The organism is Streptomyces sp. NPDC048411 (assembly GCF_040704695.1).
In the GTDB taxonomy this organism is placed as follows: Bacteria; Actinomycetota; Actinomycetes; order Streptomycetales; family Streptomycetaceae; genus Streptomyces.
Genome location: NZ_JBEZKL010000050.1, coordinates 36,649 through 52,476, shown reverse-complemented (window position 1 = coordinate 52,476; position 15,828 = coordinate 36,649). Strand labels below are relative to the sequence as shown.

At 69.4% G+C, this 15,828-nt stretch carries 10 protein-coding genes; 5 read left to right on the top strand and 5 right to left on the bottom strand.

The window, feature by feature from the left end; genetic code table 11:
- Positions 1-1,014: 1,014 nt before the first annotated feature.
- Both AB0915_RS19470 and AB0915_RS19465 read right to left on the bottom strand, forming a co-directional pair.
- A complete protein-coding gene (locus AB0915_RS19470) occupies positions 1,015-2,304 on the bottom strand; it encodes a M14 family metallocarboxypeptidase (RefSeq protein ID WP_366692258.1) in 1,290 nt (429 codons plus the stop codon).
- A complete protein-coding gene (locus AB0915_RS19465) occupies positions 2,301-4,280 on the bottom strand; it encodes a Xaa-Pro dipeptidyl-peptidase (protein ID WP_366692257.1) in 1,980 nt (659 codons plus the stop codon). Before AB0915_RS19465 ends, AB0915_RS19470 begins: the two co-directional genes overlap by 4 nt.
- A gap of 201 nt (positions 4,281-4,481) precedes the next feature.
- On the opposite strand from AB0915_RS19465, the gene AB0915_RS19460 reads away from it, so the two are divergent.
- From AB0915_RS19460 to AB0915_RS19450, 3 genes are all read left to right on the top strand, one after another.
- Entirely contained in the window at positions 4,482-5,966 is a 1,485-nt protein-coding gene (locus tag AB0915_RS19460; RefSeq protein ID WP_366692256.1) for a M1 family metallopeptidase, read from the top strand.
- A 141-nt stretch (positions 5,967-6,107) separates the two neighbouring features.
- On the top strand, positions 6,108-6,242 hold the full coding sequence (locus AB0915_RS19455; protein WP_366692255.1) for a hypothetical protein: 135 nt from the start codon (positions 6,108-6,110) through the stop codon (positions 6,240-6,242).
- A gap of 2 nt (positions 6,243-6,244) precedes the next feature.
- Positions 6,245-7,051 carry an SAM-dependent methyltransferase gene (locus AB0915_RS19450; RefSeq protein ID WP_366692254.1) on the top strand — a complete coding sequence of 269 codons (807 nt, stop codon included), beginning with the start codon at positions 6,245-6,247 and terminating at the stop codon, positions 7,049-7,051.
- Positions 7,052-7,119: 68 nt separating this feature from the next.
- Here AB0915_RS19450 and AB0915_RS19445 read toward each other — a convergent pair whose 3' ends face one another.
- Complete coding sequence (locus tag AB0915_RS19445; RefSeq protein WP_366692253.1) at positions 7,120-8,013, bottom strand: oxygenase MpaB family protein; 894 nt, start codon at positions 8,011-8,013, stop codon at positions 7,120-7,122.
- 302 nt (positions 8,014-8,315) lie between these two features.
- On the opposite strand from AB0915_RS19445, the gene AB0915_RS19440 reads away from it, so the two are divergent.
- Together AB0915_RS19440 and AB0915_RS19435 are read left to right on the top strand one after the other, a co-directional pair.
- The gene (locus tag AB0915_RS19440; RefSeq protein ID WP_366692252.1) at positions 8,316-10,982 is read left to right on the top strand and encodes a SpoIIE family protein phosphatase; all 2,667 of its coding nucleotides are present in this window, start codon (positions 8,316-8,318) and stop codon (positions 10,980-10,982) included.
- Between the two features lie 369 nt (positions 10,983-11,351).
- Positions 11,352-12,083: a MerR family transcriptional regulator gene (locus AB0915_RS19435; RefSeq protein WP_366138398.1), complete on the top strand. Its 732-nt coding sequence runs from the start codon at positions 11,352-11,354 to the stop codon at positions 12,081-12,083.
- 41 nt (positions 12,084-12,124) lie between these two features.
- Here the strand turns inward: AB0915_RS19435 and thrS are convergent, their stop codons facing one another.
- On the bottom strand, positions 12,125-13,450 hold the full coding sequence (gene thrS, locus AB0915_RS19430) for a threonine--tRNA ligase (protein WP_366692251.1): 1,326 nt from the start codon (positions 13,448-13,450) through the stop codon (positions 12,125-12,127).
- A 138-nt stretch (positions 13,451-13,588) separates the two neighbouring features.
- A complete protein-coding gene (locus AB0915_RS19425) occupies positions 13,589-15,760 on the bottom strand; it encodes a 3-hydroxyacyl-CoA dehydrogenase NAD-binding domain-containing protein (RefSeq protein WP_366692250.1) in 2,172 nt (723 codons plus the stop codon).
- Positions 15,761-15,828: the final 68 nt, after the last annotated feature.

The following is a 15,828-nucleotide window of genomic DNA, read 5'->3' as shown; positions in this document are numbered from 1 at the left end:
CGCGTACTCGTTCAGCCACCCGCACACGGTGACCGCCTCCCGCTGCCCGGAGAAGGACCCCGGACGGCGCGTCACATCACAACAGGGCAAACGTTGCCTGATCCGGCACTAGCGTGCGCCAGGTCGACCCCTAAGGAAGCGAAGCAGGCAGTCGTACGGGCGTTACCTCCATCGTCAACGAAATAGAGGCGCAGGGGGGCAGCACTGTTCTCAGCGACCATGGGCGATCAACTCCGCAAGCACACAAGGGGATTCCCCGACACCATTGCCAGGGTCCCTTCCGCATCCCTCACGAGGAGAAGCGGGCATGGGGTGCTCTACTCCACGCACCACGTCGTACGTCAACAGCTCCGCAAGCGGTTGCTGCATCAACCCGGAATCAAACCTCATGGGGAGGTACCAACCGCGCCAGCAACAGTCCCCGATATGCCAACTGCCCGCATTCCGAGACCCCCAGGACTGTTCCTGGTCCCATACGTCACGGTGCCGCCTTGCACCACGCTCATCACAACCATACCGGCCAGACGAGATGAGCATCACACAAAAGCGTTACTAGGCAGGCAAGTTACTCGTCGCCGAACGCGCTTTCGTCTGGTGCGTCAGGGTGGCGTCCGGGTCAATGCTGGTCCTCGATGGTGACCTCACACTTCTAGAAACTGCGTCGCGCCGAAATCCCTCTTGCGACTTTCGCCCAAGGCTGCGATAGGCGCGATGGGGGTTAGATCCTCCTCGTCGGACTGGAGGGCGAGGAGGTGTCATCCGAGCGGCACCGACTGCGAAACGGGGAGAGTAGCCATTCGAAGCAGGTAGCCGGTGCAGCGGATGAGCAAGGGTTGACGCGTGAGCGATGCGTGAGCGGACGGCAAAGCATGGGCCATCACTAGCGGGATTGAGCACCGTGCCGCATGGCGTTGATCAGGCAGAACAGCACCACGCGGCACGTCCCAGCACCGCCCAGCAAGGATTCGATCCCACTCCGTAAGCAGTGCCACACGCGTCACATGGTTCGTGGGATCAACAAGCCGTATCTGCTTGACCGCTTGTGAGGTGATACGTCGCCCGCTCGTCCAGGAGGAGCGGAATCAGGTTCCGGGCCGACTGCCGCAACGGTACGTACGCTCCATCACCGTCGGGCCGGGACGTGACGCCGTGCAGGGCGAGTTCGTCCTTGACGTCGGCGAACTGGGCGGCGCTCAGGCGGTAGCCGCACGGCGGGTCCTGGAGGACGTCGACGGGTTCGGCCGGTTCGTTGTCCGCGCCCCCGAGGTAGACGGGACCGCGGTCGGCGTATCCGGCCGCGCGGGACGCGACTGTGGCGGCGCGGATGGGACCGCGCCGTTCGTCGGTGAAGCGGAACAGACCGTCGAGCGCCACGAGTTGCGAGTCGACGCGACGCCTGCTGTTGAGGGCCGGGTCGGCCTTCTCGGCGTCGGTGAGCGCATCGACGCGCGACTCGATGAGCAGGCCCACCGCGTGCTTGATGCCCGAGGTGTTGCGCAGGATGCGCTCCTGCCCGTCGCCCGCCGTCTGCTTGATCGGATCTCCGGTGACCGGATCGGTCCAGATCCCGTAGAGACCGCTGCTGTAGCCGGCGTCCTTGGCGGTGGGCCGCACGTACTGTTCCGCGAGGGTCCGCGATTCGTTGTGCACCCGGTCGGTGGCGTTGAGGTTGCGGGGCCAGAGGACGAACAGGTCCTTGTCGTAGTACGGCGGGGTGGCACCGTACTCGTGCAGGTCGTAGATCACCTCGGGCTTCCGGTCGCGGATGACCGCTGCCATGGCGCGCGCCTCGGCGGTCTGCAGGGCGATGTGGTCGCGGTTGATGTCGACGCCGTCGGAATTGCCCCGGGTGTTCGCGGCGCGCCCGTCGGGGTTGGCGGTGGGCACCACGAGGACATCGGTGTGCGAGAGGAAGGTGCGGGTCGCCCGGTCGTCTGCGTACGCGAGATCGCGAATGGTGGTCAGACACGCCTCGCGGCCGGACGGCTCGTTACCGTGCTGACTGCAGATCAGCAGGACCGTAGTGGCCGCGCGGTGGTTGCCGATGCGGGCGAGCTGGAGCGGGCGGCCCTGTTTCGTCGTGCCGATCCGGTCGACGGAGACCCGGTCGCTGCCCTGGTCGACGGCGGCGAGGAAGGACTGTTCGTCGGGCTGGCCGGTCCAGTGGGCCCCGTTGCTGGTTTCGAAGCCGGTACGGGGCGGGGTGTGCGCGGCCTCGGCCGGCGCGGCGGCCAGGGGGACGGCCAGCGCCGTCGCGGCGACGGCGATGGCGAGGTTGCGGACGAGCGGGATACGGGGTGTCATGAGCGGCTGCCTCCCGGGATGCGGAGTGCGGGACGCGGCGGTGCCACGCCTTCGGGACGGGATGCGTGGGGGGTGGCTGTCGCGTGCGCGGGGCCCGCGGTGGCGCGTACGAACGCTGCGGCGCCTCCGACGAACGGCAGCTTCGCGGACGTGCGGGCCAGATCGAGGGTGAGCGTGGGGGTGGAGGCCGGCGGGTCGATGAGGTCCTGGTCGGTGCCGGCGACGATCAGGGCGAGGCGGTGTCCGGCCGGCACCACGTGATCGCTCGCGGCCAGATCGACCGTGATCGTGTAGCGCTTGCCCGGGGTGAGCGGGCGGCCCTTGCCTGCGGAGGCGTACGTACCGAGGTCGGCCCAGCCGCGGCTGAAGACGGTCCGGTCGACGGCGGCGGTCCTGGCCGTTGTCTCCTTGAAACAGGAGCTGTCGCCGGCCGTGCTCGCACCCCAGCAGGTGCGGTCGGTGAGGGTCGTGATGCCTTCGCCGGACGCGCCGTAGTCCCGGATGGTGTCGGGGCCGACATCGACGAGGACGGCCGAGAGATGGGCGGTCGAGGTGGTCGGGGTCGCGGTGACGGTCACCTTCGACGAGCCGGAGAGTCGCAGGTCGTGGGCGAGCGGCGCGGTGAGGAACCCGGCCTTGGCGCCCGTGGACCGGTCCAGGTCGGCGGCCCAGTCCGCCTCGCTCTGCTTCGGGTCGTCGGTGAACGTCTCGGTGGCGCCGGGCCGGGCGGTCCTCCGGGTGAGGGTGCCGACACCGGGTTCGGCACCGGTGCCGGGGTGCACAGTGGTGGCGGCGGTGCTGCGCGGCGGCCAGACCTTGTCGGTGGACCACTGGTCGGGGTGGCGTTCGATGTCGGCCATCGGTGCGTGGTCGATGCCGTTGTCGTAACCGAGGAGGTAGTGGTCGAACCAGCGATGCAGCGTGTCGACCCACTCGGCGCGCCGGTAGTCGAACGGATCGACATGCCCGGTCTGGGAGAGCCAGATCTTGCGCTCCACGCCCTGCGCGGCAAGGGCTTCCCACCACTGGCCGAGGTGCTTGGTGCGGACGTTGAGGTCCTGCATCCCGTGCACGGCAAAGACGCTGGCCTTCACCTTGCGGGCATCCTTCACGTAGTCGCGCTCGCTCCAGAGATTCGTCCAGTCGCCGGTGAGGGGCGCCTCGTCGACGAGTTTCTGCTGCACGGCCGCGCAGCGCGACCGCGCCCCGGGGCTCTCGACATAGTCGGAGAGCCATTCGGGACCACCGTCGTAGAGGGGGGCGCCCTGGGAGAAGTAGTAGTCGTACCAGGAGGAGATGGAACCGATCGGGACGATGGTCCGCAGCCCGTCGACGCCGGTCGCCGCCACACCATTGGCGACGGTGCCGTCGTAGCTCTTGCCGATCATGCCGGTACGGCCGTTGGACCAGCCTGCCGAGGTGCGTTCGGTGCCGGTGCGAGTGGTGTAGCCGCGGGCCCGGCCGTTCAGCCAGTCGATGACGGCTGTCGCGGACTGGATGTCGGAGCGGCCACCGACGTCGACACAGCCGTCGGAGCGATTGGTACCGGCCAAATCCACGGCGACGAAGGCGTAGCCGCGCGGGACGAAGTAGTTGTCGTAGTAGAGCGGGAACTGGACGGGGTCGCCGTTGGTGTCGTACGTCTTCAACTGGCTCTCGTTGCCCCGCCCGCAGCACGAGTAGTAGGGGCTGGCGTCCATGATCACGGGTATCTTGCGGCCCTGTTGTGCGGGTTCGCGCGGCCGGACGATGTCGACGGCGACACGGTCGCTCTTCCCGTTTCCGTCGCCGTCCAGGCCCGTGTCCACCCAGACGGATTCACGGACGGCGGACCCGTACGAGTAGACGGCTCTGCTCTCCCGCGGGCCTGAGCCCTGTGCCCCTGCCGGCGAGAGCAGGACGGTCATCAGGGCGGCCGAGGCCGCCACCACCAGCGATCTGTACCTCAAGCGGGTGCCCCGCGCACGTGTCGGCATCTGCGGAAGGTACCCCGGTCAACTCCTGTGCGACAGGGGGCGATCGCAAGCCGATGTGACGGAAAGGAAGTCAAGGTGTCATGTCGGCCGAATGGCGATCGTGTGACAGAGGTGGCCGTGGACACGACCAGGCCGGGGAACGCTGAATAGAGTCGAAAGACCGGTCGGAAAGATCATCCGCCCCGAAGACTTGGAGCATTCGTGCACCGCAGACTCATCGTCCCGAGCGCACTCGCGGCCTTCCTGCTGCTGGCGGTCCCGGCATCGGCCGCCCAAGGCACCGCGGGCGCCCCGGGCATCGGCGACCCTTATTACCCGGTCAGTGGCAACGGCGGCTACGACGTGTCCCACTACGACTTGCGGCTGAAGTATCAGCCCGCGACCGACCTCCTGGAGGGCACGGCGACGATCCTCGCCACCCCCACCCAGGATCTCTCGCGCTTCAACCTCGACTTCGGGCTCGACGTCTCCGAGGTGCGGGTGAACGGGAAGACGGCGTGGCACGCGAAGAGCGGAACCCAGGAACTGGAGATCACGCCGGCCGGCACCCTGGCGAAGGGCCGAGCTGTCTCGGTGGTCGTGCGGTACGCCGGGAAGCCGTCCGAGCTGAAGATCGGCGGCTGGACCGCCTGGGCCCGTACCCCGGACGGTGGCGTGGCCGCGCAGGAGCCGGAGTCGGCCGTGTGGTGGTTCCCCAGCAATGACCACCCGTTGGACAAGGCTACGTACGACGTGTCGGTGTCCGTCCCGGACGGGACCCAGGCGATCAGCAACGGCGTGCTGCAGTCGCAGAGTTCGAAACTCGGCTGGACGCGCTTCAACTGGCGCTCCAACAAGCCGCAGGCCACGTATCTGGCGACGCTCGCGATCGGCAAGTTCGACATCACCAGGGACACGACGGCGGACGGGCTGCCGGTCCTCAACGCGTACAGCAAGGATCTCGGCGACAACGACGGGGCGGCGCGCGCCAGCATCGAGCGGACCACCGAGGTCGCCGAGTGGCTCACGGATGTCTTCGGTCCGTATCCGTTCAACGCGTTGGGCGGCTACGTGCCCAATGTGACCAGCGGTTTCGCTCTGGAGACGCAGACCCGGCCGTTCTACAGCCCGAAGCAGTTCGCCAATGGCGCGAATGTCTCGGTGGTCGTCCATGAGCTGGCGCACCAGTGGTACGGCGACAGCGTGTCCGTCGACGGCTGGAAGGACATCTGGATCAATGAGGGCTTCGCCCGGTACAGCCAGTGGCTGTGGTCGGAGAAGGAGGGCGAGGGAACGGCGCAGGAACTGGCGGACTACACGTATGCCCTCCATCCGGCGGACGACGCGTTCTGGACGGTGAAGCCGGGAGACCCGGGTCCGGACAACCAGTTCCACGGGGCCGTCTACGACCGTGGGGCGCTGGCCCTCCAGGCGTTGCGGAACAAGCTGGGTGACGAGACCTTCTTCGCGCTGCTGAAGGGCTGGCCGGCCGAGCATGCCTACGGGAACGCGAAGGTGAGCGACTTCGTGACGTACGCGGAGCGGGTGTCGGGCACGCCGCTCGCCGGTTTCTTCGACACCTGGCTGTACCAGCCGTCGCGGCCGGAGGCTCCGGCGTCGGGCGCGGCACGGACCGTGCGGAGCGCCGGGCAGCCCGCCTCCTGGAAGAAGATCGCCGCGACGAACACGATCCACGACCGGAACTGATCCACCGGGGCACTGTCCGGCGCCGTCACCCCTGGGCGGGGGTGACGGCGCCGGACACGCCGGCGGGGTTCGTGCCGGTCCGCCCGCCCCGGCCGCTCGCAGCCGGTTCCCATGTCAACGGTCCGTCAGGATGGCGAGGTCATGGGGCGGTTGATCGTTCGTCTGCTGATGCAGCAACTGGTCGGCGAGGGAGAGGAACCCGATTCCGCGATCGCGCCGACCGCGCTCATCAAGCAGGCGTCCGCCCGAGCGGCACGCCTCTGTGCCAAGCTCTGATCATGAATGATTCTTCTCGCTCACTTACCGACAGGCTGCAGACGGACCGACCGCACTCGGCCCGGGTATGGAACTACCTCCTCGGGGGCAAGGACAACTACCCCGTCGACGCCGAGTCCGGCGACATGATCCTGCGGGCGTTTCCCGACTTCGCCCAGATCGCCCGACTGCAACGGGCCTTCCTCGCCCGCGCGGTGCACTTCCTGGCCGCGGAGGCCGGCATACGCCAGTTCCTCGATATCGGCACCGGCCTGCCCACCGCCAACAACACCCACGAGGTGGCTCAGCGGCTGGCGCCGGAGTGCCGGGTGGTGTACGTCGACAACGACCCCCTCGTACTGACCCACGCCCGCGCACTGCTCGCCGGCACCCCCGAGGGCGAGTGTGCGTACATCGACGCCGATGTGAGGGACGTCGGCACCATCCTCGAACAGGCGGCCAGAACACTGGACTTCAGCCGGCCGATCGGTCTGACGATGCTGGGAATCATGGGGCAGCTGCCCGACGAGGACGGCCCGTGGGCCATCGTCGACCGGCTCGTGGCCGCGCTTCCCTCGGGCAGCTTCCTGGCACTGAGCGACGGTACGAACACCAGCGAAACGCTGAACGCGGCCATCAGGACGTACAACGCGAACTCGGCCAGCTCGTACCACCTGCGCAGTCCGGAACAGATCGCCGACTTCTTCCACGGCCTGGACCTGGTCGACCCCGGCGTCGTCAGGACGGCGGCCTGGCGGCCCGATCCCGACCAGCCGCGGGATGACGCCGCTCAGGGCCACGCGGCCAGCGGCGTCGGGCGCAAACCCTGATCCGAACGCCTTGTCCCGAGGCCTGACGGGCGGCACCCACCACGCCGCCCGTCCACTCCCGAGGACCTTCAGCGAGAAGCGCCCCGGACCGCCCTGCGATGCTCCGCCCGCGCCTCGCGGGCGAACCGCAGATAGCGCAGCCGCTCAGGAAGCACGGGCACCACGACCCGCACGACACCGCAGAACCGCCGCAGCTTCCGCTCCTGCGCGTCCGTCCACTCCAGACCGATCGCCTCGCGCGCGTCCGGCGGCATCAGCCCGACGGTGATGAACCTGCGGAACCGGGCCAGCGGCGGGAGCACAAGCGGCCACAGCGCCTTGAGCAGCAGTCTGACGGGCAGCGGGCCCCGGTCCGGCGGCGGTACCGGGCGGTCGGTGGCGACCAGCTCCTCGACGACGACGGTCGCCTCGATCTTGTCGGCGAGCATCTTCCGGTAGTACGGCCAGAACTCCTCGATCGACTGCGGCATGTCCCGGTCGTGGATGCCGAGTACCCGGCCGACCTGGAGCCATTCCCGGTACAGGGCCCGTTCCTGCGCCTCGGTGAGAGGGCGAACGAGATAGCGCGTGGCGTGCCGGTAGACGGGGAATCCGGTGGCGTGCACCCACGCGTAGTTCTCGGGTGACAGTGCGTGATAGCGGCGCCCTCGGCTGTCCGCGCCCTGGATGGTGCGATGCAGCTTCCGCAGCCTGCGCCCCTCCTCGGCTGCTTCCTCGCCCCCGTACACCCAGAGCAGGAGCGAGCGCAGGGACCGCTCGCCGCGCCCCCACGGGTCCGTACGGAACACCGAGTGCTCGTCGACGCCCGCGCCCACCGCCGGGTGCGCGACCTGGAGGGTGAGGGCCGCGGGGAGCATCAGCAGGGCGCGGACGTCCCCGGCGAGACTCCACAGCACTCCGCCGGGCGGCGGCGGCTCGGGATCCCGCTCCCGACCCCTGTCCCGGGGTGCTTCGCTGCTCATGCGGGTGCTCCCAGCGGTCGGTGACGTGCGGGCCGGTGCCCGGCTGGTGTGTGTTCCAGTATGCGATCGTGCGCGAACCGGCGAGCGGCAACACTGGATCCATGGGTGCGCTCAGTTGTTTCCGCCGATCCTCGGTAGCGTCTTCCCGTCTGTTCGCTGGTTGGCGCGCGCGGAGTCGGCGTGAGGTTCCGCCTCCGGGAACGGGGCAGCGGACGCGTCCAGGGGGCGGGCGGGAGGTCCCACACCCCTCGCGGGGGCGGCGCCTGCGCTCCCTGCTGAGCCCGCGGAGCGTCGCCGGCCAGGTGTTCCTTCTGCAGCTGGCGGTCGTGGTGTTGCTCGTCGCCGCGACGGTGGTGGCGCTGGCGGTGCAGGCCGGGCGCCAAGGCACGGAGAAGGCCCGCGACCGGACGCTTGCCGTCGCCGAAGCGTTCGCGAACTCCCCAGGGATCGTGGAGGCGCTGGACAGCCGCGATCCGACCGCGGTGCTGCAGCCGCGCACCGAGAGGGCCCAGGAGCGATCCGGCGTCGACAGCATCGTGATCATCAGCACGGACGGTATCCGATACACCCACCCCGACCCGCACAAGATCGGGAAACATGTCGTCAAGGCCGATCCCTACAAGCAGGCGGTGAGGGGCAAGACCCTCACGGACACCGAGGTGACCCCGCTGGGCCTGAGCGTGTTCGCGGAGGTCCCCGTCTTCAGGCCTGACGGCTCGGTTGCCGGCATCGTGTCCCCCGAGGTCAGGGTCAAGAAGGTGAACGAAGCGGTGCAGGGTGAGCTGGCGATCATCTTCGGTGCCGCGGGCGGCGCGCTGGCCCTGACCGCGAGCGGGTCGGCGCTGGTGGGCCGTCGGCTGCTGCACCAGACCCGCGGGCTGGGCCCCGCCGAGATGACGCGCATGTACGAGCATCATGACGCGGTGCTGCACGCGGTGCGCGAAGGCGTGCTGATCATCGGTGGCGACGGGCGGCTGCTACTGGCCAACGACGAGGCGAGTCGGCTGCTGGACCTACCGGCGGACGCGGAGCAGCGCCAGGTCACCGATCTCGGCCTGCCCCCGGGCACTGCCGAGCTGCTCGCTTCGGGGCGGGCGGCCACCGACGAGGTGCACCTGGCGGGGAACCGGCTGCTGGCCGTCAATGTGCGGCCCGTCCACCGCCACGGCGGCTCGGCCGGCAGCGTGGCGACGCTGCGCGACACGACCGAACTGCGCACGCTCACAGGCCGGGTCGAGGTGGCCCGCGAGCGCCTGCAGTTGCTCTACGACGCGGGGGTGCGGATCGGCACCACGCTGAATGTGGTGCGCACTGCCGAGGAGCTGGCGGAGATGGCCGTCCCGCGGTTTGCCGACTTCGTCACCGTGGAGCTATTGGATCCGATCCTGCGGGGCGAGGAGCCGACCGACGCGCGCACCGAGATGCGCCGCACCGCCATCCGTGGCGTCCGCACCAGCCTTCCCTTCGTCCCGACGGGAGAGCTGATCACATTCGCGCCCGCCACACCGCAGATGCAGGGCTGGGAAAGCGGCCATGCGGTTCTGGAACAGGATCTGGCCCGTGCCGACAGGTGGCGGGCCGGGGACCCTGAATGGGCTCGGACGGTCCTGGAGCAGGGCATTCACTCGCTCATCTCGGTTCCGCTGCAGGCCCGCGGCGTGGTGTTGGGAATCGCCAATTTCTGGCGCTCGGAGAAGGAATCCTTCGAGGAGGAGGACCTGTCCTTCACCGAGGAGCTGGTCGCCCGCGCCGCGGTGGCGATCGACAACGCCCGCCGGTACACCCGCGAGCACACCATGGCCGTCGCCTTGCAGCGCAGTCTGCTGCCCCGGGGCCTGCCCAAGCAGTCAGCCTTGGAGGTGGCCCACCGCTATCTGCCCGCGCAGGCGGGAGTCGGCGGGGACTGGTTCGACGTGATCCCGCTGCCTGGGGCCCGGGTCGCCCTGGTCGTGGGAGACGTGGTCGGGCACGGGCTGCACGCGGCGGCCACCATGGGCCGGTTGCGCACCGCCGTGCACAACTTCTCCACCCTGGACCTCGCCCCGGACGAGCTGCTGGCCCGCCTGGACGAGCTGGTCGCCCACATCGACGCCGACGAGGCCGCCGGCGAAGGTGAGGGCGAAGGCGTCACCGGCGCCACCTGTCTGTACGTGATCTACGATCCGGTCTCCGGGGTGTGCAACATCGCCTGCGCCGGTCACCTGGGTCCCGCCCTCATCCACCCCGATGGCACTGTCACCTTCCCCGATGTCCCCGTCTCCCCGCCTCTCGGTCTGGGTGGCAGCCTCCCGTTCGAAACCGCTGCATTGCAGCTGCCGGAGGGCAGCCAACTGGTCCTCTACACCGACGGACTCATCGAGAATCGCCACCAGGACCTCGACGCCGGCCTGGGACTCCTCCGCGATGTCCTGTCGCACCCCGGCCGCAGCCCGGAACAGACCTGCCAGGCGGTCTTCGACGCACTGACGCCCGAGCGCCCCAGCGACGACATCGCCCTGCTGGTCGCCCGCACCCGGCTACTGGACGCGGAACGGGTCGCCGACTGGGACGTTCCCTCCGACCCCGCAGCCGTCTCCCAGGTGCGCGCCGACGTCACCGACCGGCTGGAGACCTGGGGCCTGGACCAGGTGGCCTTCACCACCGAGCTGATCGTCAGCGAGCTGGTCACCAACGCCATCCGGTACGGCACCCAGCCCATCAGGCTCCGCCTGCTGCACGACCGCAACCAGCTGATCTGCGAGGTCGCCGACGGCTCCAGCACCTCCCCCCACCTGCGCCGGGCGGTCACCACCGACGAGAGCGGCCGCGGCCTGTTCCTCGTCGCCCAGTACGCCCAGCGCTGGGGCACCCGGTACGGCACGCGCGGCAAGGTCATCTGGACCGAACAACCCCTTCACGTCGCCGCAGCCGAAACCGGTGCAGGCCTCGGCGACAACCTGTTGGATCTTTGGCCTGACACAGAGCTGTGACGACGGCCTGTTCGGTGCGCAGGAGTCGCACACTCGCCCAGGTCCCGCAGCTGCTCCGTGCTCTTGTCGCGAAGACGCTGCTCGACTTCCCACATCGCCACAGCAGAGGAATTGCATGCGATGCGGCATCCGCCGCCGCGCCGTGTGGCGATGAACCCCTCCCGGTTGTCCCGGCCCGGCGCAAGGCCCGCCGCGCGTACGAGAACCGCGTCAGCACCCTCACAACAGCCGGGCCGTGATCGTTCTTTTCACAACAGTGGTGAGACAGCAATACTGTTGAACCGGATGGACGCAACGGATGCGGCACGTGCCCACGTACAGCCGTGACCGAGGACAACAGTGCCCAGCGGTCAGCAGCGAGGAGCAGACATGGCGACCGGGACCGAGGAGCCGACGCTCACCGTCGACGAGCTGGCGGCACGCGCCGGAGTCACCGTACGCACCGTGCGTTTCTACAGCACGCGGGGGCTCCTGCCGCCGCCCGTGATCGGACCGCGCCGGGTCGGTCACTACGGGCACGAGCACCTCTCGCGGCTGGCGCTGATCGAGGAGCTTCAGCACCAGGGCATGACCCTGGCCGCGATCGAACGCTATCTGGAGCAGCTTCCGCCCGATCTCAGCGCGCACGACCTGGCCATCCACCGGGCGCTGGTGGCGTCCTGGGCGCCGGACTCGGCGGAGCACGCCACCCGGGCGGAGCTGGAGCGGCGGGCGGGACGGGCGCTGACGGAGGGGGACATCGACCGGCTGGCCGCGATGGGCGTTCTGGAGCGTGCGGAAGCAGCGGCCGGTAGCTACCGGGTCGATCCCGGGCTGCTGCGTCTCGGCGTCGAGCTGCTCGACGTGCCGATCGCGCACGAGACGATACTCGCGGCCCGCACAGTGCTGCTGGAGCACACCCGTTCCGCCGCGCACGAGCTGACGCGGCTGTTCCGGGACGAGGTGTGGAATCCGTACCGGGAGCGGGAGTCGGACCCGGAGCAGGTGGCGGCGATGAAGTCGCTGTCGGCCCATATGCAGCCGATGGTGCTGCAGGCGCTGGTGACCGCGTTCCAGCGGTCGCTCAAGGAAGAGCTGCGGGCGGCGTTCACGGCGGAGTGAGCCCCGGCATCGACAGGGTCTCACTGCCGGTGGACGGTCCGTTACGGGGCGTCGTCCCACAGCTCGGTGCTGTGGGCGTCGATGAGCGCGCCGATCCGTTCGAGGAAGACGTCGGCGGGCTGCGGGTCGAGGCGGCGGCCGTCGCGCAGTCGTACGGCGACGTGGTCGTCGGCGGCTTCCCTGGCGCCGATCACGGCCTGGTACGGCACCAGGCGGTCCTCGCGGATGCGTGCGCCCAGGGTGCCGCGTTCCGGCCCGGCGATCTCGGCCCGCAGCCCGCGCTCGGTGCAGCGCGCGGCCAGCGCGACGGCGTTCGGCAGTTCCGCCTCGGAGATCGGGAGGATCGCCAGCTGGGTCGGGGCGAGCCAGGCGGGGAACGCGCCGCCGTGTTGTTCGATGAGATGGGCGACGGCCCGCTCCACGCTGCCGATGATGCTGCGGTGGACCATGACCGGCCGGTGTTTCGCACCGTCCGCGCCGATGTAGTGCAGGTCGAACTGCTCGGGCTGGTGGAAGTCGACCTGGACGGTGGACAGGGTGGATTCCCTGCCCGCACCGTCGGTGACCTGGACGTCGATCTTCGGGCCGTAGAACGCGGCCTCGCCCTCCGCCGAGTCGTACGGCAGGCCGGAGCGGTCGAGTACCTCGGTGAGCAGGGCGGTGGACCGCTGCCACTTCTCGGGCGCGGCCACGTACTTGCCGCCGGGGCCGGGGAGGGAGAGCCGGTAGCGGGCCGGGCGGATGCCCAGCGCCTCGTACGCACTGCGGATCATCTCCAGGGCGGCCCGTGCCTCGCCGGCGACCTGCTCCAGGGTGCAGAAGATGTGCGCGTCGTTCAGCTGGATGGCGCGGACGCGGGTCAGTCCGCCGAGCACGCCGGAGAGTTCGGAGCGGTACATGCCGCCCAGTTCGGCCATGCGCAGCGGCAGCTCGCGGTAGCTGTGGGAGCGGGAGCGGTAGATCACCGCGTGGTGGGGGCAGAGACTCGGCCGCAGGACGACCTGTTCCGAGCCCAGGTCCATCGGCGGGAACATGTCGTTGCTGTAGTGCGACCAGTGCCCGGAGATCTCGTACAGCTCCCGCTTGCCCAGCACCGGCGAGTACACATGCCGGTAGCCGGCCCGCCGCTCGGCGGCGCGGATGTACTCCTCCAGGGTGTGCCGCACGGTCGCCCCGTCGGGCAGCCAGTAGGGAAGTCCCGCGCCGATCAGCGGGTCGGTGTCGAAAAGGCCGAGCTCTCGGCCGAGCTTGCGGTGGTCGTGCATGGCGGTCTCCTCGCGGTCATCGGGCGAGTGACCACAAACCGAAGCCCTGGGGCACTCGCCCCGGGGCTTTGGACTGAGACATCTGTCAGCGCGCCGGGACACTCTCCGGCGTCGTCGTCATGGCAGCGCGCTTCATGGCGCTGACGTTAGCAGGGTGTCCCGCTGTCCACCCGGTATTTTCCGCCCGGGGGGTGCGGATAGCGCAGCCTCCGGGCGGTATGTGGTCCGCGGGGGTGCCGGTCAGTCGTGGAAGGTCTCGCCCTTCTCGGCCTTCTCCACCAGCAGCGCGGGCGGCAGGAACCGGTCGCCGTACTTCTCGGCGAGTTCCCGGGCGCGCGCCACGAAGCCGGGCAGGCCGCCCTCGTACCCGTTGATGTACTGGAGCACGCCTCCGGTCCATGGCGGGAAGCCGATGCCCATGACGGAACCGATGTTGGCGTCGGCGACCGAGATGAGGACGTTCTCCTCCAGGCAGCGGACGCTGTCCAGTGCCTCGGAGAAGAGCATCCGCTCCTTCATGTCCTCGAACGGGACATCGGCATCCGTCCTGGTGAAGTGCGTGCGCAGCCCCGGCCACAGCCCGGCCCGCTTGCCGTCCTCGTCGTAGTCGTAGAAGCCCGCGCCGCCGCTGCGTCCGGTGCGTCCGAACTCGTCGACCATCCGGTCGATGACCGCGTCCGCGGGGTGCCCGGCCCAGGTGCCGCCCGCCTCCTCGACTGCGCGCCTCGTCTCGTTGCGGATCTTGCGCGGCAGGGTCAGCGTCAGCTCGTCCATCAGCGAGAGGACCTTGGCCGGGTAGCCGGACTGCGCCGCGGCCTGCTCGACCGACGCGGGCTCGACGCCCTCGCCGACCATGGCGACGCCCTCGTTGATGAACTGGCCGATGACGCGCGAGGTGAAGAAGCCGCGCGAGTCGTTGACGACGATCGGTGTCTTCTGGATCCGGCGGACCAGGTCGAAGGCGCGTGCCAGTGCCTCGTCGCCGGTCTGCTCGCCCTTGATGATCTCGACCAGCGGCATCTTGTCGACGGGCGAGAAGAAGTGCAGGCCGATGAAGTCGGCGGGGCGCGTGACGCCCTTGGCGAGGACCGTGATCGGCAGGGTCGAGGTGTTGGAGCAGAGCAGCGCGTCGGGCTCGATGATGTCCTGGATCTCCTGGAACACCTGGTGCTTGAGCGCGGTGTCCTCGAAGACCGCCTCGATGACGGCGTCGCAGCCCGCCAGATCGGCCGGGTCGCCGGTCGGGGTGATGCGGGCCAGCAGTTCGTCGCGCTTCGCCTCGGTCGTGCGGCCCCGGGAGAGCGCCTTGGCGAGGAGCTTCTCGCTGTATGCCTTGCCCTTGGCGGCCGCCTCCGTGGAGATGTCCTTGAGGACGACGTCGATGCCGGCGCGGGCGCAGGAGTACGCGATCCCGGCGCCCATCATCCCGGCGCCGAGGACGGCGACCTTGGTGACCTGGCGCTCCGCGATGCCCTTGGGGCGGTTGGCGCCGGAGTTGACGGCCTGGAGGTCGAAGAAGAACGCCTGGATCATGTTCTTCGAGATCTGGCCGGTGACGAGCTCGGTGAAGTACCGGGCCTCGATAGTCAGCGCGGTCTCGAAGTCGACCTGGGAGCCCTCGACGGCGGCGGCCAGGATGTTGCGGGGCGCGGGCATGGGGGCGCCCGCGAGCTGCTTCTTCAGGTTGGCCGGGAAGGCGGGCAGGTTGGCCGCGAACTTCGGGTTCGACGGGGTGCCGCCGGGGATCCGGTAGCCCTTGACGTCCCAGGGCTGCTGGGACTCGGGGTGGGCGTCGATGAAGGCGCGGGCCTTGTCGAGCATCTCCTCGGGCGTGGCCGCCACCTCGTGGACGAGGCCGTTCTCCAGGGCGCGCTTCGGGGTGTACTGGGTGCCCTGGAGGAGGACCTTCAGCAGCGCGTCGGCGACACCCATGAGGCGTACGGTGCGGGTGACGCCGCCGCCTGCGGGCAGCAGGCCGAGGGTGACCTCGGGCAGGCCGATGCGGGAGCCGGGCGCGTCGAGGGCGACGCGGTGGTGGGAGGCGAGCGCGATCTCGTAACCACCGCCGAGGGCCGCGCCGTTGATGGCGGCGACGACGGGGATGCCGAGGGTCTCGATGCAGCGCAGCGAGTTCTTGATGGCGGTCCCGACGTCGAAGGCGTCCTGGGCGTTCTCGGGACCGACCTTGATCATGTCCTTGAGGTCGCCGCCCGCGAAGAAAGTCTTCTTGGCGGAGGTGAAGATGATGCCGCGGATGGAGTCCTTCTCGGCTTCCGCGCGGTCGGCGATGGCCGCGATGGAGTCCTTGAAGGCCTGGTTCATCGTGTTGGCGGACTGGTTGGGGTCGTCGAGTACGAGGGTGACGACGCCGGTCTCGTCCTGTTCCCAGCGGATGGTCGTGCTCTCGGTCATTGCTGTGTTCTCCGTAAGTGAGGGGGCGGCGGTGGGTGGCGTGGGTGAAGGAGCGGGGCCCGGGTGCG

Excerpts from the sequence above, each read along its gene's own strand:
- AB0915_RS19455 (WP_366692255.1), top strand. The coding sequence starts at position 6,108 with ATGGGGCGGTTGATCGTTCGTCTGCTGATGCAGCAACTGGTCGGCGAG.
- AB0915_RS19465 (WP_366692257.1), bottom strand. The coding sequence starts at position 4,280 with ATGCCGACACGTGCGCGGGGCACCCGCTTGAGGTACAGATCGCTGGTG.
- AB0915_RS19445 (WP_366692253.1), bottom strand. The coding sequence starts at position 8,013 with ATGAGCAGCGAAGCACCCCGGGACAGGGGTCGGGAGCGGGATCCCGAG.
- AB0915_RS19450 (WP_366692254.1), top strand. The coding sequence starts at position 6,245 with ATGAATGATTCTTCTCGCTCACTTACCGACAGGCTGCAGACGGACCGA.
- AB0915_RS19470 (WP_366692258.1), bottom strand. The coding sequence starts at position 2,304 with ATGACACCCCGTATCCCGCTCGTCCGCAACCTCGCCATCGCCGTCGCC.
- AB0915_RS19435 (WP_366138398.1), top strand. The coding sequence starts at position 11,352 with ATGGCGACCGGGACCGAGGAGCCGACGCTCACCGTCGACGAGCTGGCG.
- AB0915_RS19425 (WP_366692250.1), bottom strand. The coding sequence starts at position 15,760 with ATGACCGAGAGCACGACCATCCGCTGGGAACAGGACGAGACCGGCGTC.